The sequence below is a fragment of the Enterobacter cancerogenus genome (assembly GCF_019047785.1).
Classification (GTDB): Bacteria; Pseudomonadota; Gammaproteobacteria; order Enterobacterales; family Enterobacteriaceae; genus Enterobacter; species Enterobacter cancerogenus.
Genome location: NZ_CP077290.1, coordinates 545074 through 563924, shown reverse-complemented (window position 1 = coordinate 563924; position 18851 = coordinate 545074). Strand labels below are relative to the sequence as shown.

The window sequence follows — 18851 nt, the reverse complement described above, 5'->3', positions numbered from 1 at the left end:
AGAATGTGTCTTGTTAATTTGTGCTGTAAAATATGATATCAAGAGAAAGTAAAGTCAATGCATAGTGTGTGCATAGTGAATTTTATTTTCTGGGTTAAGTCATTTTGATGTGTGTACGAAGTGACTTTTGTCACCCTTTTGTTTATCGGGTTAGCTATGTGACGGGTACTACGGCATGATAAAACGTCGTTTAGCGCAGATCGTGAGGGTAGAAGAATGAATTATAAGGCAGTGCAGTTGCAGATTACGGAAGCACCCGAGGCATTCCCGGATGTGGCGCCCGTCCCGCTTACGGATGACACCCTGGCGTCGCGTAAGGCGAAAATCCTGGCGCGCATGCATGAGGCGGGGTTTGATGCCCTGATGATTTATGCCGATAAAGAGCATGGCAGCAATTTTGAGTACCTGACCGGTTTCATTCCGCGTTTCGAAGAGGGCCTGCTGATCCTGACGCAGCGCGGGGAGGCGATCGCAATCCTTGGCAATGAAAATCTCAAAATGGCCGCCCATTCACGCATCCCGATGAGCCTGAAACACAGTCCTTATTTCTCTCTGCCCAACCAGCCCATGGACAACGAAAAACCGCTCGACGCCCTGTTCCGCGAGGTCGGGTTGTCGGACATGGCCCGGATCGGGCTGGTCGGCTGGAAAATGTTCACCGCAGCCCTGACAGACAATAAACAGTTGTTTGATATCCCGTCGTTTATCGTTGATGCTGTGCGTGAGTCTGCCGGGGCGAATGCAAGCATTGAAAACGCCACCTCACTGTTTATCGGTGGGGATAACGGCGCGCGCACCATTAACAACGCGAATGAAATTGCGCACTATGAATATGGCGCAAATCTGGCGTCTACCTGCATGCTGAACGCCATGAATGCGGTAGAACCCGGCATTCGAGAGGCGGACCTCGGCAGCTATCTGGCCGCGCAGGGGCAATATAATACGGTTGTCACCATCGCCGCCGCCGGGACACGTTTTGAAAAGGCCAACCTTTATCCCACGTTTAAGCCCGTTGAGCGCGGCCAGCCGCTGTCCATGACGACCGGCTTCCGGGGTGGGTTGTCCAGCCGCACCGGATTTGTCATCGCAGATGAAAGTGAGCTGCCGGAAACGCAAAAAGACTATCTCGACCGCATCGCAAAACCCTATTTCGCCGCGGTCGTCACCTGGCTTGAACATATTCACGTTGGCATGGCGGGCGGGGCGCTTTATGCGCTTATCGAATCCGTTCTGCCTAAACACAAATATGGCTGGCATCTCAATCCGGGCCATCTCAGCGCGGAAGAAGAGTGGATGTCATCGCCTGTGTTTAGCGGCTCAACGCAAACCCTGAAAAGCGGCATGATTGTGCAAATCGATATCATCCCTTCCGTGAAGGGCTATACCGGCGTCAGTGCTGAAGAGAGCATTGCACTGGCTGACGCTCAGCTGCAGGCCGAGATCCGGCGCGCTTATCCCGAGCTGTGGGCAAGGATAGAGGCCCGCAAACGTTATCTCACTGACGTGCTTAAGGTTAAGCTCAGCGACGACGTCATACCGCTGTCCAACACCGTGGCCTATTTACGGCCTTTCCTGCTGGCGAAAGAGCGCGCTTTCACCTGCTAAGTATGGGGAACGCCAGGGGGACTCTAACCACACCATGGGATTGAGCAGATGACACTGCCCGATCTCAGGCAGTGTCGTTACCGGACGCACGCGGGGAGGTTATTTCTTTTTATTCATCAACGACTTTAAATCCGCGAAAGGGTTGTAGGTCGCTTCGCCGACATCTTTCTGCGCATCTTCACCCGCCACCACGGTGGTGCCGTACTGATCGGCTTCGGTGTACTTCGAGTGTTCATGGTCGTGACAAAACAGGCACAACAGCTCCCAGTTACTGCCATCTTCCGGGTTATTGGTATGATCGTGATCGATATGATGGACTGTTAACTCGCGAAGGTTGGAGTAAACAAATTCCCGCGAGCAGCGCCCGCACACCCACGGGTAAATTTTGAGCGCTTTCTCGCGGTAGCCGCTTTCCAGCCGCGCGTAGTTTTTGGGGATCAGAGCCATTTCAGTGATTACCTGCGATTGAGTTCAGGCCGCAAATATATCGCATAAGTCCGCAGAAAGGTAACGGGATCCCGGTTATCGCGCTCAGGCTGCGAGCCAGCGCTGACCGTCGGCCTTCATTTTCGCTTCCAGATCGCTGCCGCGCGTGGCAAATACTCGTCCGAGTGGAAAACCACTTTGCTCAAGCAGGTAGGCGAGGGTGGCATATTCACGCGGGTATTTCGCAACGACAGTGCGATCTATCTCCACCGGGCCCAGCGGGAAGGTGAACGTGCCCATGTCGTAGATACTCTGGCGGTGAAAGAGCTTCCACACGCCGTCGCGTTTTTCGGCCAGATCGTAGAAACGGTTGTGGCATTCGCAGCCAATATTGAGCTTCACATTTTCAGCCACGATCATCGCGTTGGTTTCAAGGATCGCTTTAGTCCCTTCAGCATTAAACGTCACGGCAGGCGTCGCGATAAAATGTTTGGTGCGCAGGTCAGATGCGCCCATGCGCATAGAGCCGTCGACAAAGTCGCTCGCCAGTCCTTCAAACCAGGTGATCTCAATCGTGCCGTCGGGATGGAAAAGCTCACGTAGCGCATGCCATTCGCCAAGGTCCCGGTGCATCCAGCCATTCATTAAATCACTGAGTTGTTGTCTGTCATTTTCCAGATTACGCATTGTGTTTCCTCCTGTTATGGGATGGATGCAGTTTGACGCCATAACAGGCTAAAATGAAATATATAGATATGACTGATTAATCATTTTTAATTATCGATGAGGTGGGTATGGAGCTTCGCCATCTGCGTTATTTTCTGGCGGTCGCGCAAGAGGGCCATTTCGGTCGGGCGGCAGAAAAAATGAATATCGTGCAACCGGCCCTGAGCATGCAGATCAAAGCCCTGGAAGCAGAACTGGGTGGCCCGCTTTTTGTGCGCACTAGTCGCCGGGTCGAACTGACTGATGCCGGAGAACTTTTTATGACCGAAGCCCGGCGCACGCTCGAACAGGCGGAGCACGCGAAATTGACCGTGGCGCGCGCCATGCGTGGCGAAACGGGGCGGGTGCGGGTAGGATTCGCAGGCAATGCTATTTTCAGCGGAAGGTTGATTGCAGACCTGCGCCTTTTTCATCAACGTTTTCCTGACGCTGAGCTCATGATTCAGGAAGTGGGCCCGCAGAACCAGGTCGAGGCGATTCGTGCCGGACAGTTGGATATCGGGTATACCCCGATAAGCAGCACGCTTTCAGCACCGGAAATTCACGTCCGGCGCATCGGAGCCTGGGAGTTCCTTGTCGCGATGACGGACGATCATCCACTCGCTCAGCACCCCCGTTTGACCATTGGAATGCTGGCCGGGAAGCCGCTTGTGCTTTACGACGCGCATGATGCGCATGAGCATCTGTTTATCATGCTGACTCAAAAGCTCGGAGAGCAGTGTCATGTGGCGTACCGCTCCGGCAGTACGCTGAGTATTCTGGCGATGGCGGCGACCGGGTTAGGGCTGGCGTTGATCCCGGCCCCGCTTCAGCAGGTGAACATCCCGGGGCTGGTTTATCGTCCTTTGAACGAGCCCGATTTTACCGCCAACCTGGTACTTATCAGCCGTAAGCAGGAGCCGAGTGCAGCAGTGAACGCCTATCTGGGGCTGGTGGCTGGCACGTGGTAAGCGTCACGATCGGTCCGTCAATTTATTTGACCTGGTCAGTGAAAGAAACGGTATTTATTCTCATCATGGAATGCGTAAAGTGGGGGAAACCCGTTTTAACCAGGATACGCGTTATGAAAAAGATCGGCTTTTTGTCATTTGGTCACTGGACGCCGTCGTCGCAGTCTGCCACCCGTTCCGCGGCGGACACGCTGCTGCAATCCATCGATCTGGCCGTTGCGGCCGAAGAGCTTGGCGCTGACGGCGCGTATTTCCGCGTGCACCACTTTGCCCGCCAGCTCAGCTCGCCGTTCCCATTGCTGGCCGCCATTGGCGCGAAAACCAAACGGATCGAGATTGGCACGGGCGTTATCGATATGCGTTATGAAAACCCGATGTATATGGCCGAGGAGGCGAGCGCGGCGGATCTGATTTCCGGCGGTCGCCTGCAGCTGGGCATCAGCCGCGGCTCACCGGAGCAGGTGATCGACGGCTGGCGCTATTTTGGCTACGTGCCGCAGGAAGGCGAAAACGAGTCGGATATGGCGCGCCGCCACACCGAGGTACTGCTTGAGGCGCTGCGTGGGGAAGGCTTTGCGAAACCTAACCCGCAGCCGATGTTCCCGAACCCGCCGGGACTGTTGCGTCTGGAACCCCACTCTGAAGGTTTACGCGACCGAATCTGGTGGGGGGCGGGCTCAAATGCCACGGCGGTGTGGGCCGCTCAGTTGGGTATGAACCTGCAAAGTTCGACGCTGAAAGATGATGAAACCGGCGAGCCGTTCCATATTCAACAGGCAAAACAGATCCGCGCCTACCGCGAGGCATGGGCGCAAGCCGGGCATACCCGGACGCCGCGCGTGTCGGTGAGCCGCAGCATCTTTGCCCTGATGAACGATCGTGACCGGAGCTACTTTGGTGCAAGCCGCAACGACAGCGACAGCGTGGGCTTCCTCGATGAAAAAACGCGTGCGATCTTTGGTCGTAGCTATGCAGCGGAGCCTGACAAGCTGATTGATCAGCTGAAACAGGACGAAGCCATCGCTGAAGCGGATACTCTGTTGCTGACCGTGCCAAACCAGCTGGGTGTGGATTACAATGCGCATGTTATTGAATCCATTCTTAAGCATGTTGCACCGGCACTGGGCTGGCGCGACAGCTAAACCGGCCTTCACAGCGAGACATAATGGAAAATCTTGCCCTCTGGTATCGCCGTTTCGGCGAGCCAGACAGCGTTCTGCAACCTGAGGTTTCGCGGCTCAACGCCCGCTCCCCGGAGCATTTGCGGGTGCAAATGCTCTTTTCGCCGGTCAATGCCTCCGATCTTATCCCGATAACCGGCGCGTACCGCCACCGGACGTCATTACCTGCGGTGGCGGGGTACGAAGGGGTCGGGATCGTCACTGAGGCACCCGAGGCGTTTGCCTGCCTTCTGGGTAAACGCGTGCTGCCGCTGAGGGGGCAGGGAACCTGGCAGCGCTACGTGGATTGCCCGGCCGGGTATGCGATCCCCGTGCCGGACGATATCGACTCAATGCTTGCCGCACGAGCGTATATCAACCCGCTGGCGGCACAGATGATGCTGGATAACCATCCGCCAGACGGGAAAACAATACTCCTGACGGCGGCGGGCTCTGACTGTGCGGTGTTGCTCGGGCAGTGGGCGCGCCAGGCCGGAGCGCAGGCGGTGTACGGGATCCATCGCTCGCCTGTCCATGCCGTGCGGCTCGCCGCCATGGGGATCATCCCCATTGCACAGCAGGATACGGCAACAATCAACGCGGTTGCTGCCCGCGCGGACGTGGTGTTTGACGCCACGGGCGGCAGCCTGGCGGAGGCGATCCTGGATGCCATGCCGGAGAAGGGCGTCTTTGTTTGCTATGGGCTGCTGAGCGGGCAAACCTTCCGTCAGCAGCGGGCGCTACCGCGCGTGGCGTGGTTCCATATTCGGAACTCACTGGGTGCACTGAGCACAGAGGCATGGCAGGCGGAGTTCGGGCGCATCTGGCCGAAGCTGCGGGCAAGCCTATATCGCGACGCCACCCTCTATCCCCTGACGGAGTGGAAGGCGGCGCTTGCCGCGTATCGTGAAGCCGGAAGGCCCGGTAAGCCCATGCTGGCGATGGGGGTCTGAACCGCCGGCACCCCTTATTTATGGCTCATATCGCTGAGTAATACCGCGATGCTTTGCCCGCCCGCGGTTTGCTCAAGGCCGATTTTCACAATGATGGTCAGGGGAACGGAGAGCAGCATCCCGACCGGGCCAAGCAGCCAGCCCCAGAATATCAGCGATAAGAAAACGACAAGGGTGGAAAGCCCGAGACCGCGTCCCATCATGCGTGGTTCCAGTATGTTTCCGAAAATGAGGTTAACGATCAGGTATCCCGCCAGCAGAACAAGCGCATCGTACAGGCCGCTGAAGACCAGAACCTGAAGAATGGGTGGGATCGCCGCCAGCACCGAACCAATGTTGGGAATATAGTTCAGGGCAAAGGCCAGCAGTCCCCAGACGAACGCAAAGCGGACGTCCAGAGCCATCAGCATGCCCCAGACTACCGCACCCGTCACCAGGCTGATGGCGGTTTTCAACACCAGATAGCGAGAGACGCTGTCCAGCGCGCGCTGAATAGCGCCCATACCCTCAACCGGGCGGACCATCATTTGCTGCAGTTTGGCGGGCAGCTGCGGCACTTCCAGTAACATAAAGACCACGGTCAAAAACAGCAGGAAAATGGAGGTCATGGCGTTGGAGAGCTGGGCCAGCAGGCTGGTGACGATGGTCATGGCCGCATTGGGATCGATATACCTCAGCAGCTCTTCAACAGAAATTTCTATGCCCGCACGCTGCAGCCATGGCTCGAGTTGCATCAGCGGGATCGCCAGCGACGAGCGGTATTTGGGCAGCGTGCGCGCCAGCTCGTTCAGCGATGTCCCGAGATAGGCCACCAGCAGCACCATGGCGACAATAATAATGCCGATCAGCAACGTAATGGCCAGCACCCGCGGTATGCGCAGCCGGACCATGCGGTGCACCAGCGGGTTGAGGATCACTGCGATGAACAGCGCCAGAATAAAGGGCACGATAATGTCAGCGGCAAAGCGCACGCCGGTCAAGATAATCACCAGCATGCCCAGCATAATGACAATCTTGAGTCCGTTCAGGGTAATGATGGGTTTGGCCATGGACGTTCCTGAATAATCTTTTTATTTATAATAGATGCGAAAGCCGTTTAAAAAAACTAACCAAAATCAAACAAGCTGGGTAAAGAATTGAAAAGGCTTTGAGTAAATTCCTGGCTTATGGTACAAATCAGGCGTGTTCAACTACCGAGGACAATTTTCATCCGCAAAGACGAGAAGCAACAACGCGGATAATTGTAATATTATGGACAATTTGTTCAGGACGTATTTTTCAAAAAACACCGTTGTCATTTCTTCCTCCTTCTGCCTTCTCTTTGGTGAGCAACACTGGCACACCGCGCTGTAGTCACATCTTCTGCCTGAGCTGGCGCTATGCGCTTAGCTGTCTGATTTAATTTCATATTATTAGGGTTTGCTGTGCTCAGCGGGCCTCGATGGATTATATTCTCAAGCAGGAGAAAAACCATGTTTTACTGGATTTTATTAGCATTAGCGATCGTCGCTGAAATTACCGGCACGCTGTCTATGAAATGGGCCAGCGTCAGTGATGGCAACACCGGCTTTATTTTAATGCTGGTGATGATTACCCTTTCCTATATTTTTCTCTCCTTCGCGGTTAAAAAAATCGCACTGGGTGTCGCCTATGCGCTGTGGGAAGGTATCGGTATTTTGCTGATCACGTTGTTCAGCGTGATGTTATTTGACGAAACGTTATCGACCATGAAGATTGCCGGTTTGACCACGCTGGTGGCCGGGATCGTGCTGATTAAATCGGGTACACGTAAGCCGACAAAACAGCCAAAGGAGCAGACCCATGCAGCAGTTTGAATGGATCCATGCGGCCTGGCTGGGACTCGCTATCGTGCTGGAAATTGCGGCTAACGTTTTTTTGAAGTTCTCGGACGGTTTTCGCCGTAAGTTTTACGGCCTGATGTCGATTGCTGCCGTTCTCGGGGCGTTTAGCGCCCTGTCACAGGCGGTGAAAGGCATCGATCTCTCCGTGGCGTATGCGCTCTGGGGCGGATTCGGTATCGCCGCCACTCTGGCCGCGGGCTGGATCCTGTTCGGTCAGCGTTTAAATAACAAAGGCTGGATAGGGCTGGTGCTGTTACTGGCGGGCATGATCATGATTAAATTCGCCTGATCCCGCTCCACCAATGTTTACAGGCAGCGACATTCGCTGCCTGTGTTACGTTTGAGGGAGACGAAAAAAGACGTTACTGCTGCGCCAGTGTGTCGAGCTTGTCACGAAAGCCGGTCACGGAGAGCGCGCGGTTATCGGCACGCCAGCGGTCTTTGGCGGCGGGCGCAGAGCTTTGTACCCCGATTAACTGCCAGCCGTTGTCGGTTTTTAACATCAGCGGCGAGCCGCTATCTCCCGGTAAGGTATCGCACTGATGCGAAAGCACGCTGTTTTGCGCCCAGCCTGTGACGACGCAGTCCGTGTGGGTATAAAGCGCATCCAGATGATCGACAGGGTAGCCTGACTGCGTGACTTTGCGGTCGGCCGCTTTCAGCGCGGCGGTGAGCGCCGCTTTGTCTCCCTCAAACAACGGCAGCGGGGTAATGCCCGACGGCGGATAACGCAGCACGATCAGACCAAAATCCCATGAAGCAGCCGCAGGCGGCACGATCCAGCCATCGCCATCGGGCTTGAGCCTTTTACCGAGCGACGGATCAACGCGGCCTTCAATCCCGTGGATTTCATAGCGCCATATCCCTTTTAGCGACACGAAGCGCAGGGCGACGGCTTTGTCCGGTTTCCCGTTGGGAGGGGTGAGCAGGCAGTGGCCTGCCGTCAGGGCAAGCTTAGGGGTAATGAGCGTGGCGGTACAGAGGTTACCGCTGGCGGTCTCCAGTTGACCGATGGCATCCCAGGGGGCCTGAGTGGGATCGGCAACGCGCGTGCGGTCGTCATGACCAAAAAACAGCGTCTTGACCTCTTTCGCGCTTATGACGCTTTCATCACCATCATCCGCATGGGTAAAGCCAGAAAAAAGCCCAAACGTTCCCAGTAACAGCACAACAGATTTACGCATATCACACTCTGGTGGGGTAATTATGATTATTAAAAGTGAACCCTGTAAAAATACTATAGACGGGACGGCGCTAAAGTGGGAGTAAAATCAGCGTGCTACAGTCAGGAAAGATAAAAATGGCTTGCGATGAGCGCGCATAAAATAAGGAAGATAAGAATGAGCTCAAACCGATAGCGTCGCAGCATACGCCCTCCGGATAAAAAACGGCGCTGACAATCTGTTCAGCGCCGGTTTACCAACGTGTTCCGAAGGACACGGTTCAGCGTGTACGCTTATGCTGCTGGCTGTGCAGCAGGTTTAGCCGTTTCGTGTTTTACCGCTTTTTTGTGATGCTTTTTAGCGGCCTGCGCTTTCTGTTCAGCCGCTGGCTTGGTCGCTTTTTTGTGATGCTTTTTCGCCGCCTGTGCTTTCTGCTCTACCGCAGGCTTGGTTGCTTTTTTGTGGTGCTTCTTCGCTGCCTGCGCTTTCTGCTCTGCAGCAGGTTTAGCCGCTTTGTGATGCTTTTTATGGTGAACGGTTTTAGCCGGAGCAGCGGTAGTGGTCGTTGGCGCAGCAGCAGGCGTCGCGGTAGTTTCTGCAGCGAACGCAGCAGAAGACAGACCCATAGCAGCGGCAACAACCAGAGCTAATACTTTTTTCATGTTCATACCCTCGAATTTGGTTTTTCAGTTAACCCCACTGCGGGGCCGTTGAAATAACTATATCCCTGTAAATTCTGGGTTTCCGTGAGTGATTGGTATCCGCGTGTAACCATATGTACAACGCCGGGTACGAACCCGGCGAAGGCGGTTACAGGTAGCGTGAGGTCAGATGCTCGCGGAAATAGCGAACGTTAAGATCTTCGCCGGTGGCCTGAGCGATCAGCTGTGAGGTGGTGAAGCGGCTACCGTGTTGCCAGATGTTCTGGCGCAGCCAGTCAAACAGAGCGCTGAAATCACCCTCAGCGATAGAGGCCTGCAGGCCAGGCAGCGCCGTACTGGCGGCGTGGAACAGCTGTGCGGCGTACATCGCCCCCAGCGTGTAGGACGGGAAGTAGCCGAAGCCGCCGTCGGTCCAGTGGATATCCTGCATGCAACCGTTGCGATAGTTGTCTTTGGTGGACAGTCCGAGCCAGGCCTGCATTTTTTCATCCCACAGGGCCGGAATATCATCCACTTCAATCTCGCCATTAATCAACGAACGTTCAATTTCATAACGCAACACCACATGCGCGGGATAACTCACTTCGTCGGCATCGACACGTATGTAGCCCGGTTTAACGCGCTGGTTCCAGGCGGTGAAGTTCTCTTCGCTAAAGGCCGCCTGGCTGCCGAAACGGGCATGCACCGCCGGGAGCAGGTGCTTCAGGAAGGCGTTACTGCGCCCCAACTGCATCTCGAAGAACAGGCTCTGGGATTCGTGGATGGCCGTGGAACGCGCCAGCGCAATGGGCTGACCGGCCCAGGCGCGGGGCAGGTTTTGTTCGTAACGGGCATGGCCGGTTTCATGGATCACGCCAAACAGGGCGCTGAGCAGTTCGTTCTCATCATAGCGGGTGGTGATGCGCACATCTTCCGGCACACCGCCGCAGAACGGATGCGCGCTGACGTCCAGACGACCACTGTTAAAGTCGAAGCCAAGCATCTTCATGGCTTCCAGCCCCAGCTCACGCTGCGTCGCCGTCGGGAAAGGCCCCTGCGGCGGAACGAACGACTGCTGAGCCTGCTTTTCAACAACGTTTGCCAGCAGGTCCGGCAGCCAGGATTTCATATCGCCAAACAGTACGTCGAGGCGAGCGCTGGTCATATCGGGTTCAAAAATATCCAGCAGGGCATCGTAAGGCGAACAGCCTTTAGACTCGGCGCGCAGACGCGCCTCTTCGCGGCTGAGCTTGACTACCTCTTTCAGATTGGCAGAAAAACCCTGCCAGTCATTGGCGGGACGTTGGGTACGCCAGGCATGTTCACACTTGCTTCCCGCCAGCGATTTGGCCTCTACCAGCGATTCCGGCAACAGCGAGGCCTGCTGGTAATGGCGCGTCATTTCGCGCAGATTAGCCTGTTCAACGTCATTCAGATCCTCCTGCGCCGCCGCTGCCAGCCAGTCGCCCACTTTTTTATCGGTCAGGATCTGATGTTGCAGAACGCTCATCTCCGCCAGGGCTTCACCGCGCGCGGCGCTTCCGCCCGGAGGCATCATGGTAAACATATCCCAGCTGGCGATGGAGGAGAGGTGGGAGAAACGGGAGAGACGCTGGAATACTTTTACAAGTTGTTGGTATTGCGGATTTTTTTCCATTCTTGTTCTTCCTTCTGGATGGGAATGTTTTCAGGAGCGTTCGTGGATAGTAACAAAATTTCAACACAAACCCTGCACATTTCCTGCACCAGAAAGAAGGGACTCCAGGACTATTTCAGTCGTTTATGCAAACTCCCGCCCACCAGCAGTGCCGCACACAGCATCAGGGCGATAAACCCGCCGACGCCGTTCCAGCCGTAGTTATGCCAGAAGACGCCGCCGAGCGTCCCGGCAATGCTTGAGCCGAGATAATAGCTAAAGAGATACAGTGACGACGCCTGGCCTTTGGCACGGCGGGCGCGCGGGCCAATCCAGCTGCTGGCGACGGAGTGGGCGGCAAAAAAACCGGCAGAGAAAAGCAGCATACCGGTAAAAATCAGCCACAGGGAAGAGAACAGCGTCATCAGCAGACCGAGCAGCATCACCGCGGTTGAAACCAGCATCACGGGGCCACGGCCAAACCGTGCAGTCATCGCTCCGGCTTTCGGTGAACTCCAGGTGCCGGTCAGATAGGCGACAGACAGCAGACCCACCACCGCCTGGCTCAGGTGCCACGGGGAGAGCATCAGACGGTAGCCGATGTAATTAAACAGCGTGACAAACGACCCCATCAGCAGGAAACCGGTCAGGAATAAACGCGGCAGCCCTTTATCCCGCCAGTGCAGACGGAAATTGATAAACAGCGTTTTCGGGCGCAGGGACGTCGGGCGGAAGTGGCGTGACGCGGGCAAAATTTTCCAGAACATCAGCGCGGCGGCAAGGGCGAAGAGACCAATCACCGCCAGCGCAATGCGCCAGTTAAAGAAGTCGGTAAAGACACCGCTCAGCAGACGCCCGCTCATCCCGCCGATGGAGTTTCCGCTGATGTACAGCCCCATCGAGAACGCGACGAAGCTCGGGTGGATCTCTTCGCTGAGGTAGGTCATGCCAACTGCCGCCACGCCGCTCAGCGATAAGCCAATCAGGGCGCGCATCACCAGAATGCCGTGCCAGCTGGTCATCATGGTGGACAAGAGCGTGCATACGGACGCCAGCATAAGCGCCGTGACCATCACCTGTTTACGGCCTATCGCATCTGAAAGTGGTCCGGTGAACAGCAGGCCCACCGCCAGCATGCCGGTTGAAATGGAGAGCGAAATACTGCTGGTGGCAGGCGAGACGCCAAACTCATGGGATAAAACGGGCAGGATGGGCTGAACGCAGTAGAGCAGGGCAAAGGTGGCCAGACCGGCCGAAAAGAGCGCCAGCGTGACGCGCATAAACTGAGGGGTACCACGTTTGATGAACTGCACCGGCTGTGCTGCTGGGGGTAAATCATCGATATCGCTTGCCGGATCGATATCGAGGGTAGATGTACGACTCACACGGTTTCCTTGCTTAACATCCCCGGGATGACGGGTGACGAATATGATCACAGGATCAGAGTAGGAAAATGTAAATATTCTGTCTAATATATTAATAATCTCAAATGATACTTTATAAATATGAATATCGAGCTGCGTCACCTACGTTACTTCGTCGCGGTCGCTGAGGAGCTGCATTTTGGCCGCGCCGCCGCGCGTCTGAATATCTCCCAGCCCCCGTTGAGCCAGCAAATTCAGATCCTCGAGCAGCAGATTGGTGCACGCCTGCTCGCCAGGACTAACCGCAGCGTAAGCCTGACCGCGGCGGGCAGGCAGTTTCTTGCCGATAGCCGACACATTCTGGGCCTGGTGAACGACGCCGCCGCCAGGGCGGAACGCCTGTACCTGGGCGAAACGGGGGAGTTACGCATCGGTTTTACCTCCTCGGCACCCTTTATCGGTGCAGTATCGGCCACGCTTTCCTCGTTTCGCCGTCACTCTCCGTACGTGCATATTCAGACCCGCGAAATTAATACCCGTGAGCAAATTTCGCCCCTCAACGAGGGGTCGCTTGACCTCGGGCTGATGCGCAATACTCTGCTCCCCGACACGCTGGCGTGGGAGGTTATCCTGCGCGAGCCGCTGATGGCGATGATCCCGCGCGATCATCCGCTGGCCGCAAAGCCCGTCGTCACCCTGACAGAGCTGGCAGCTGAGCCGTTTGTCTTTTTTGATCCGCAGGTGGGCACAGGCCTGTATGATGATATCCTTGGATTACTGCGTCGCTACGATCTCAGGCCAACGATCGCCCAGGAGGTGGGAGAGGCGATGACGATTATCGGCCTGGTGGCGGCAGGGCTGGGGGTTTCGATCTTGCCGGCCTCCTTTAAGCGGGTGCAGCTGCGCGAGATGCGCTGGGTTGCGCTTGCCGAAGAGGATGCGGTCTCTGAGATGTGGCTGGTGTGGTCAAAACATCATGAACTGAGCCAGGCGGCACAGCGTTTTAAAAAGCAGCTTATCAGCGCCTCACAGGGGCGATAAATACAGGGAAAAGAGGGCAGAAATGTGCTGTAAATCACATGGCTAAGTAAAAATTTGACGGCGGCCATTGAAGTGCTTCACCATAGCCCACAGTTTATTTCGAAGCTCGAAAATAAGGGAGTACGAGGTGGTTGCTGATAGTCAGCCAGGGCATATTGATCAGATTAAGCAGACCAACGCTGGCGCGGTGTATCGCCTGATTGATCAGCTCGGACCGGTTTCGCGCATCGATCTTTCGCGCCTGGCTCAACTGGCGCCTGCCAGTATCACGAAAATTGTTCGCGAAATGCTGGAAGCCCATCTTGTTCAGGAGACAGAAATCCAGGAGCCGGGCAGCCGTGGACGTCCGGCGGTAGGGCTGATTGTCGAAACCGAGGCCTGGCATTACCTCTCGATGCGCATAAGCCGCGGTGAAATCTTCCTTGCCCTGCGTGATTTAAGCAGCAAGCTGGTGGTGGAAGACCGTCTGGATCTGCCGCTTGATGCCGAACAGCCGCTCCTTGACGCCATTCTCACTCATATCGACCAATTTTTTATACGCCATCAGCAGCGCCTTGAGCGCCTGACGGCGATCGCCATCACCCTGCCCGGCATCATTGATACGGAAAATGGCATTGTGCATCGCATGCCGTTTTACGACGGCGTGAAAGAGATGCCCCTTGGCGATGTGCTGGAGAGCCATACCGGGGTGCCCGTCTATATTCAGCACGACATCAGCGCCTGGACGATGGCGGAAGCCTTGTTTGGTGCCTCGCGCGGCGCGCGGGACGTGATTCAGGTGGTTATCGATCATAACGTCGGGGCCGGCGTGATTACCGACGGACGCTTGCTGCATGCCGGAAGCAGTAGCCTGGTTGAAATTGGTCATACTCAGGTCGATCCGTACGGTAAGCGCTGCTATTGCGGCAACCACGGCTGCCTGGAAACCATTGCCAGTGTAGAAAGCGTGCTGGAGCTGGCGCAGGTGCGTCTGAGCCAGTCGATGAGTTCCTCGCTTCACGGCCAGCCCTTAACCGTCGACTCCCTGTGCGCCGCCGCGCAGCAGGGCGATCTGCTGGCGAAGGACATCATTACCGGCGTGGGGAATAACGTGGGCCGGATCCTCGCCATCATGGTCAATCTCTTTAATCCACAAAAAATTCTGATTGGTTCGCCGCTGAGCCAGGCACCCGATATTCTCTTTCCGACGATATCCGCCTGCATCAACCAGCAATCTCTGCCCGCGTACAGCAAGAATATCGTGGTTGAAAGCACCCAGTTTTCTAACCAGGGCACTATGGCCGGCGCGGCGCTGGTCAAAGACGCAATGTATAACGGTTCTTTACTGATCCGTTTGCTTCAGGGTTAACTCTTTTCCAGAGATGTACGAAAAATTGCGCTATCTCAAGCCGGGTAGCGCAGGCATCCCGTAGACTTCCTCCACTGAATTATTTACCTGGTTTATATTTTCAAAGCATACCCAAGGGGTGGAGTGAGTCATGCTTAAGCGTTTCTTTGTAACTGGTACTGATACTTCTGTCGGGAAGACTGTTGTATCCCGCGCGCTATTGCAGGCCCTGGCGGCGAGCAATAAACGCGTTGCAGGCTACAAGCCGGTCGCAAAAGGCAGTAAAGAGACGCCAGAGGGGCTGCGCAATAAAGATGCTCTGGTCCTGCAAAGCGTCTCATCCCTGGAACTGCCTTATCATGCGGTCAATCCGATTGCGTTAAGCGAAGATGAAAGCAGCGTGGCGCACAGTGGCCTGATCAATTACACGTTGTTATCCGATGGGCTGGCGAACCTCAGCGCGCAAGTGGATCACGTGGTGGTTGAAGGCACCGGCGGCTGGCGCAGCCTGATGAACGATTTGCGTCCGCTCTCGGAGTGGGTGGTGCAGGAACAGCTGCCGGTGGTGATGGTGGTGGGGATCCAGGAAGGGTGCATCAACCATGCGCTGCTCACGGCCCAGGCTATCGCAAACGACGGCCTGCCGCTGATTGGCTGGGTGGCGAACCGCATTAACCCGGGGCTGGCGCATTACGCTGAAATCATTGACGTGCTCAGCAAAAAATTACCCGGGCCGCTGGTGGGCGAACTGCCTTACCTGCCGCGCGCCGAGCAGCGCGAGTTAGCGCAATACGTCGACCTCTCTGCTCTCGGCGGTATGTTGTCCGTAGATAGAGTCGTGGCGTAACGTCCGCGAAAGCACCGACGCGACCACGCACGCAACCAGCAGGCCGGGCAGTAAGACATACTGCCCGGTCATTTCGCATACCATTAATGCCGACATGATTGGCGCATGCGTGGTCGCCGCGAGCAAGGTCGCCATTCCCGCCAGCCCCAGTAAAATCGCCGTTTCAGAGCCCGGTAACCACAGCGCAAAAATCTGCGCAAACAGCATGCCCGTCCCCATGCCGATAAACAGCGTGGGCGTAAATACCCCGCCCGGCGCGCCTGAGCCGCTACTGGCCAGCACCGCCAGCAGCTTGCAGAGAAACACCCCCGCAATCACCGACAGCAGCGGCGGCGCGAGAAGAAAGGCCTGCACCACGCTGTAACCATTGCCCCACACTTTAGGCGTGATAATCGACAGTAACCCGACGATCAGCCCGCCAAGCGCCAGCTGCAACGGTGGCGTCAGCTTCAGCCGCAAAAACAGGGCGTGGCTGTAGGTCATGAGCCACATCAGCAGCGGACCGCAGACGCCCGCGATCAGCCCCATCCCGACAATCAGAAAGTAATCCGCTGCGCTGAGCGCCTGGCTAAGATGCACCTCATAGAGCGTGTTGGCTCCGGGGCTTAACAGACGAGTGGTGAGCAATGCCACCACGGCGGCGATGACCACCGGCCCGAGGGAGGCCAGCATCAGCGTCCCGAAGAGGATTTCTGCAATAAACAGACTGCCCGCCAGCGGCGCGTGGTAGGCACTTGCCATCCCGGCGGCGGCTCCGCAGGCGATCCACAGCTTCCACTCTGATTTTGGCGTGAAGCGCTGGGCAAAGAAGGAGGCGGCGAGGGCGGCGAGCAGGATCATCGCACCTTCCCGGCCAATGGCGCTGCCGCTGGCAACCACCAGCAGCGAGGCGAGCGATTTCACCAGGCTGGCCCCATAGTCAAACTGCCCATCGCCGGTCTCCAGCGCTTCCATATAATCCGTGGGCGCGTGCGGGCGCTGTGCCGTAAAGCGTTGCCATCCCCACAGCATTAGTCCGGCGGCCAGCCCGCCGAGTGCAGGCGTTAATGCCCGTCGCCAGGGCGATAATGCGGAGGCGGCGTTCACCAGGCTGCCGCTGTTGTTACTGAGAAACAGCCACTCCAGCAGATACATAGAATGCCGAAACAGGGCCACGGCCAGCGCGGCCAGTACGCCAGTGAGGGTGGCGATCAGCAGGCGGCGAAACATCGCGCGGATGTCGGGGTAGGCATGTAGACGTTGCATGGGTCACGCGTAAACGGAAAAGATACAATATTGTGGCGGGAAATCGCGGGGTTAGCAAAAGGTATGCGTGCGAAAAAGCCGGGCAACGCCCGGCCAGAAAGGTTAACTGTCGCTATGGATATTCAAGGCCCGACGCGTGCGCCCTGAACTGAGGTATTCCGCGATGTAATCTTGCGAAATCTCGCCGTTGTAGCGCCCCTCTTCGTCGACGATAGGCATCCAGCTGGTGTTACTTTCATACAGACGGGACAGCACCACGCGCAGGTTATCTTCCGCTTTACCGGTCATGCGGAACGGATGGATGATATCGCCGCAGGCACCGCTGGCGTTACGGGCTTCACGGCGCTTAACGAACCCCAGCGGCTTGCCCAGCTCGTCGACAACGGTAATGGCACGGATATCGTTGTCATCCATGGTGGCAAACGCCTCCGAAAGCGAGGTAGACGGACGCACGGTGAGTGTCGGTTGCTGGTCGGTAACATCCCCGGCTGACACCAGCAGCAGGCGCTTCAGGGTACGGTCCTGCCCGACAAACGAGCCGACAAATTCATTCGCCGGTTTCGCCAGCAGTTCGTCAGGGCTGGCGCACTGAACAATGCGTCCCTGGCGGAACACGGCAATACGGTCGCCAAGCTTCAGCGCCTCGTCAATGTCGTGGCTGACCAGCATGACCGTCTTTTTCAGCTTACGCTGCATCTCGAGGAACTGGTTCTGGATCACTTCGCGGTTAATCGGGTCGACCGCACCGAAAGGTTCATCCATCAGCAGTACCGGAGGATCGGCTGCCAGGGCGCGGATCACGCCGATACGCTGCTGCTGGCCGCCCGACATTTCACGCGGATAGCGGTTAAGGAACTTGTGCGGATCCATGGCAACCATGTCCATCAGCTCCGCAGCGCGCGATTTGCAGCGTGCTTTGTCCCAGCCCAGCATGCGCGGCACAACGGTGATGTTCTCTTCGATGGTCATGTTCGGGAACAGGCCAATCTGCTGAATAACATAGCCAATATTGCGACGCAGGGTTACGGTATCCATCTCGCTGGTGTCCTTGCCGTTTACCAGGATTTTACCGCTGCTCGGGGTGATAAGGCGGTTAATCATCTTGAGCGTGGTGGTTTTACCGCAGCCAGACGGGCCGAGCAGGACGCACATTTCCCCTTCCGGGACGTTCAGATTAACGTTATCCACGGCTTTAACGGTCTGGCCGTGCTTCTGTGAAAATTGTTTGGTGAGGTTTTCCAGTTTTATCATTATCGAATCCCCTTCGGAGTCAGGACGATCTGCAGTCGATGGAGTAACCAGTCGAGCACAATCGCTAATAGACAAATCATCAATGCGCCAGCAATCAGCATACGAATATCGCTCCCGCCAATGCCGTTAAGCAGCAGCAGACCCAGACCGCCCGCGCCAATCACCGCGGCGATGGCCATCACGCCGATGTTCATTACGACGGCGGTACGGATCCCGCCAAAAATCACCGGTAACGCCATCGGGATTTCCACCCAGCGCAGGCGCTGCCAGAAGGTCATGCCAATTCCGCGACCCGCCTCACGCAGGCCCGGCGGCAGGCTGTCGAGCGCTGTATGGGTATTTCGCACAATCGGCAGCAGAGAGTAGAGGAATACCGCCGTGACGGCGGGCAACGCGCCGATACCCTGGCCGACAAGCGAGAAGAGGGGGATCATCAGGCCGAAGAGGGCAATGGACGGGATGGTGAGCACAATGGTGGCAATGCCCAGCACCGGCGTTGCCAGCCATTTGTGGCGAACAATCAAAATCCCCAGCGGAACGCCGATAATAATGGCAAGGCCGACGGCCAGCGCGACCAGCCACAGGTGCTGCAGCGTCAGCATCAGCAGGTAATCCCAGTTGTCTAAAATGTAGTGAACCGTATCCATAGCGTCT

The 18851-nt window shown here is 56.5% G+C and carries 20 protein-coding genes; 10 read left to right on the top strand and 10 right to left on the bottom strand.

What is annotated here, in order from left to right; translation table 11 throughout:
• The first annotated feature begins 216 nt into the window (after nt 1-216).
• Complete coding sequence (locus I6L58_RS02580) at nt 217-1605, top strand: M24 family metallopeptidase (RefSeq protein ID WP_088207387.1); 1389 nt, start codon at nt 217-219, stop codon at nt 1603-1605.
• 99 nt (nt 1606-1704) lie between these two features.
• On the opposite strand, the gene yajD is transcribed toward I6L58_RS02580, so the two are convergent.
• Together yajD and I6L58_RS02570 are read right to left on the bottom strand one after the other, a co-directional pair.
• On the bottom strand, nt 1705-2052 hold the full coding sequence (yajD, locus tag I6L58_RS02575) for an HNH nuclease YajD (protein ID WP_006174999.1): 348 nt from the start codon (nt 2050-2052) through the stop codon (nt 1705-1707).
• Nucleotides 2053-2136: 84 nt separating this feature from the next.
• Nucleotides 2137-2718 carry a nuclear transport factor 2 family protein gene (locus tag I6L58_RS02570; RefSeq protein ID WP_006175000.1) on the bottom strand — a complete coding sequence of 194 codons (582 nt, stop codon included), beginning with the start codon at nt 2716-2718 and terminating at the stop codon, nt 2137-2139.
• A 107-nt stretch (nt 2719-2825) separates the two neighbouring features.
• On the opposite strand from I6L58_RS02570, the gene I6L58_RS02565 reads away from it, so the two are divergent.
• The 3 genes from I6L58_RS02565 (at nt 2826) to I6L58_RS02555 (ending at nt 5820) form a co-directional block, all read left to right on the top strand.
• On the top strand, nt 2826-3707 hold the full coding sequence (locus I6L58_RS02565; protein WP_088207386.1) for a LysR substrate-binding domain-containing protein: 882 nt from the start codon (nt 2826-2828) through the stop codon (nt 3705-3707).
• Nucleotides 3708-3820: 113 nt separating this feature from the next.
• Nucleotides 3821-4849 carry an LLM class flavin-dependent oxidoreductase gene (locus I6L58_RS02560; RefSeq protein ID WP_088207385.1) on the top strand — a complete coding sequence of 343 codons (1029 nt, stop codon included), beginning with the start codon at nt 3821-3823 and terminating at the stop codon, nt 4847-4849.
• 23 nt (nt 4850-4872) lie between these two features.
• Nucleotides 4873-5820: a zinc-dependent alcohol dehydrogenase family protein gene (locus I6L58_RS02555; protein ID WP_088207384.1), complete on the top strand. Its 948-nt coding sequence runs from the start codon at nt 4873-4875 to the stop codon at nt 5818-5820.
• Nucleotides 5821-5834: 14 nt separating this feature from the next.
• On the opposite strand, the gene I6L58_RS02550 is transcribed toward I6L58_RS02555, so the two are convergent.
• A complete protein-coding gene (locus I6L58_RS02550) occupies nt 5835-6869 on the bottom strand; it encodes an AI-2E family transporter (RefSeq protein WP_006175004.1) in 1035 nt (344 codons plus the stop codon).
• A gap of 133 nt (nt 6870-7002) precedes the next feature.
• Here I6L58_RS02550 and I6L58_RS23100 point away from each other — a divergent pair, with 133 nt between their 5' ends.
• From I6L58_RS23100 to mdtI, 3 genes are all read left to right on the top strand, one after another.
• A complete protein-coding gene (locus tag I6L58_RS23100; RefSeq protein ID WP_088207383.1) occupies nt 7003-7173 on the top strand; it encodes a protein YdgV in 171 nt (56 codons plus the stop codon).
• A 119-nt stretch (nt 7174-7292) separates the two neighbouring features.
• Nucleotides 7293-7655, top strand: a complete 363-nt coding sequence (gene mdtJ, locus I6L58_RS02545; RefSeq protein ID WP_058608901.1) for a multidrug/spermidine efflux SMR transporter subunit MdtJ — start codon at nt 7293-7295, stop codon at nt 7653-7655.
• Nucleotides 7642-7971: a multidrug/spermidine efflux SMR transporter subunit MdtI gene (mdtI, locus tag I6L58_RS02540; RefSeq protein ID WP_006175007.1), complete on the top strand. Its 330-nt coding sequence runs from the start codon at nt 7642-7644 to the stop codon at nt 7969-7971. The genes mdtJ and mdtI overlap by 14 nt, the downstream gene beginning before the upstream one ends.
• A gap of 73 nt (nt 7972-8044) precedes the next feature.
• On the opposite strand, the gene I6L58_RS02535 is transcribed toward mdtI, so the two are convergent.
• From I6L58_RS02535 to I6L58_RS02520, 4 genes are all read right to left on the bottom strand, one after another.
• Entirely contained in the window at nt 8045-8866 is an 822-nt protein-coding gene (locus I6L58_RS02535) for a trypsin-like serine peptidase (RefSeq protein WP_088207382.1), read from the bottom strand.
• Between the two features lie 272 nt (nt 8867-9138).
• A complete protein-coding gene (gene asr, locus I6L58_RS02530) occupies nt 9139-9507 on the bottom strand; it encodes an acid resistance repetitive basic protein Asr (RefSeq protein WP_042319707.1) in 369 nt (122 codons plus the stop codon).
• Nucleotides 9508-9655: 148 nt separating this feature from the next.
• Nucleotides 9656-11143: a carboxypeptidase M32 gene (locus tag I6L58_RS02525; RefSeq protein ID WP_088207381.1), complete on the bottom strand. Its 1488-nt coding sequence runs from the start codon at nt 11141-11143 to the stop codon at nt 9656-9658.
• A gap of 110 nt (nt 11144-11253) precedes the next feature.
• Nucleotides 11254-12507 carry an MFS transporter gene (locus tag I6L58_RS02520; protein ID WP_042319710.1) on the bottom strand — a complete coding sequence of 418 codons (1254 nt, stop codon included), beginning with the start codon at nt 12505-12507 and terminating at the stop codon, nt 11254-11256.
• A 120-nt stretch (nt 12508-12627) separates the two neighbouring features.
• Here I6L58_RS02520 and I6L58_RS02515 point away from each other — a divergent pair, with 120 nt between their 5' ends.
• The 3 genes from I6L58_RS02515 (at nt 12628) to bioD (ending at nt 15701) form a co-directional block, all read left to right on the top strand.
• Nucleotides 12628-13527, top strand: a complete 900-nt coding sequence (locus I6L58_RS02515) for a LysR family transcriptional regulator (protein ID WP_088207380.1) — start codon at nt 12628-12630, stop codon at nt 13525-13527.
• Between the two features lie 127 nt (nt 13528-13654).
• Nucleotides 13655-14875 carry a sugar metabolism global transcriptional regulator Mlc gene (mlc, locus tag I6L58_RS02510; RefSeq protein WP_042319713.1) on the top strand — a complete coding sequence of 407 codons (1221 nt, stop codon included), beginning with the start codon at nt 13655-13657 and terminating at the stop codon, nt 14873-14875.
• Between the two features lie 130 nt (nt 14876-15005).
• Nucleotides 15006-15701, top strand: coding sequence for a dethiobiotin synthase (gene bioD, locus I6L58_RS02505; RefSeq protein WP_006175014.1), 696 nt, complete (start codon nt 15006-15008; stop codon nt 15699-15701).
• Here bioD and clcB read toward each other — a convergent pair.
• From clcB to osmW, 3 genes are all read right to left on the bottom strand, one after another.
• Nucleotides 15636-16946, bottom strand: a complete 1311-nt coding sequence (clcB, locus tag I6L58_RS02500) for a voltage-gated ClC-type chloride channel ClcB (protein ID WP_088207379.1) — start codon at nt 16944-16946, stop codon at nt 15636-15638. The genes bioD and clcB overlap by 66 nt on opposite strands.
• 102 nt (nt 16947-17048) lie before the next feature.
• Entirely contained in the window at nt 17049-18197 is a 1149-nt protein-coding gene (gene osmV / locus I6L58_RS02495) for an osmoprotectant ABC transporter ATP-binding protein OsmV (protein ID WP_006175016.1), read from the bottom strand.
• Nucleotides 18197-18844, bottom strand: a complete 648-nt coding sequence (gene osmW, locus I6L58_RS02490) for an osmoprotectant ABC transporter permease OsmW (RefSeq protein WP_006175017.1) — start codon at nt 18842-18844, stop codon at nt 18197-18199. Before osmW ends, osmV begins: the two co-directional genes overlap by 1 nt.
• Nucleotides 18845-18851: the final 7 nt, after the last annotated feature.

Excerpts from the sequence above, each read along its gene's own strand:
- I6L58_RS02580 (WP_088207387.1), top strand. The coding sequence starts at position 217 with ATGAATTATAAGGCAGTGCAGTTGCAGATTACGGAAGCACCCGAGGCA.
- yajD (WP_006174999.1), bottom strand. The coding sequence starts at position 2,052 with ATGGCTCTGATCCCCAAAAACTACGCGCGGCTGGAAAGCGGCTACCGC.
- I6L58_RS02570 (WP_006175000.1), bottom strand. The coding sequence starts at position 2,718 with ATGCGTAATCTGGAAAATGACAGACAACAACTCAGTGATTTAATGAAT.
- I6L58_RS02565 (WP_088207386.1), top strand. The coding sequence starts at position 2,826 with ATGGAGCTTCGCCATCTGCGTTATTTTCTGGCGGTCGCGCAAGAGGGC.
- I6L58_RS02560 (WP_088207385.1), top strand. The coding sequence starts at position 3,821 with ATGAAAAAGATCGGCTTTTTGTCATTTGGTCACTGGACGCCGTCGTCG.
- I6L58_RS02555 (WP_088207384.1), top strand. The coding sequence starts at position 4,873 with ATGGAAAATCTTGCCCTCTGGTATCGCCGTTTCGGCGAGCCAGACAGC.
- I6L58_RS02550 (WP_006175004.1), bottom strand. The coding sequence starts at position 6,869 with ATGGCCAAACCCATCATTACCCTGAACGGACTCAAGATTGTCATTATG.
- mdtJ (WP_058608901.1), top strand. The coding sequence starts at position 7,293 with ATGTTTTACTGGATTTTATTAGCATTAGCGATCGTCGCTGAAATTACC.
- mdtI (WP_006175007.1), top strand. The coding sequence starts at position 7,642 with ATGCAGCAGTTTGAATGGATCCATGCGGCCTGGCTGGGACTCGCTATC.
- I6L58_RS02535 (WP_088207382.1), bottom strand. The coding sequence starts at position 8,866 with ATGCGTAAATCTGTTGTGCTGTTACTGGGAACGTTTGGGCTTTTTTCT.
- asr (WP_042319707.1), bottom strand. The coding sequence starts at position 9,507 with ATGAAAAAAGTATTAGCTCTGGTTGTTGCCGCTGCTATGGGTCTGTCT.
- I6L58_RS02525 (WP_088207381.1), bottom strand. The coding sequence starts at position 11,143 with ATGGAAAAAAATCCGCAATACCAACAACTTGTAAAAGTATTCCAGCGT.
- I6L58_RS02515 (WP_088207380.1), top strand. The coding sequence starts at position 12,628 with ATGAATATCGAGCTGCGTCACCTACGTTACTTCGTCGCGGTCGCTGAG.
- bioD (WP_006175014.1), top strand. The coding sequence starts at position 15,006 with ATGCTTAAGCGTTTCTTTGTAACTGGTACTGATACTTCTGTCGGGAAG.
- clcB (WP_088207379.1), bottom strand. The coding sequence starts at position 16,946 with ATGCAACGTCTACATGCCTACCCCGACATCCGCGCGATGTTTCGCCGC.
- osmV (WP_006175016.1), bottom strand. The coding sequence starts at position 18,197 with ATGATAAAACTGGAAAACCTCACCAAACAATTTTCACAGAAGCACGGC.
- osmW (WP_006175017.1), bottom strand. The coding sequence starts at position 18,844 with ATGGATACGGTTCACTACATTTTAGACAACTGGGATTACCTGCTGATG.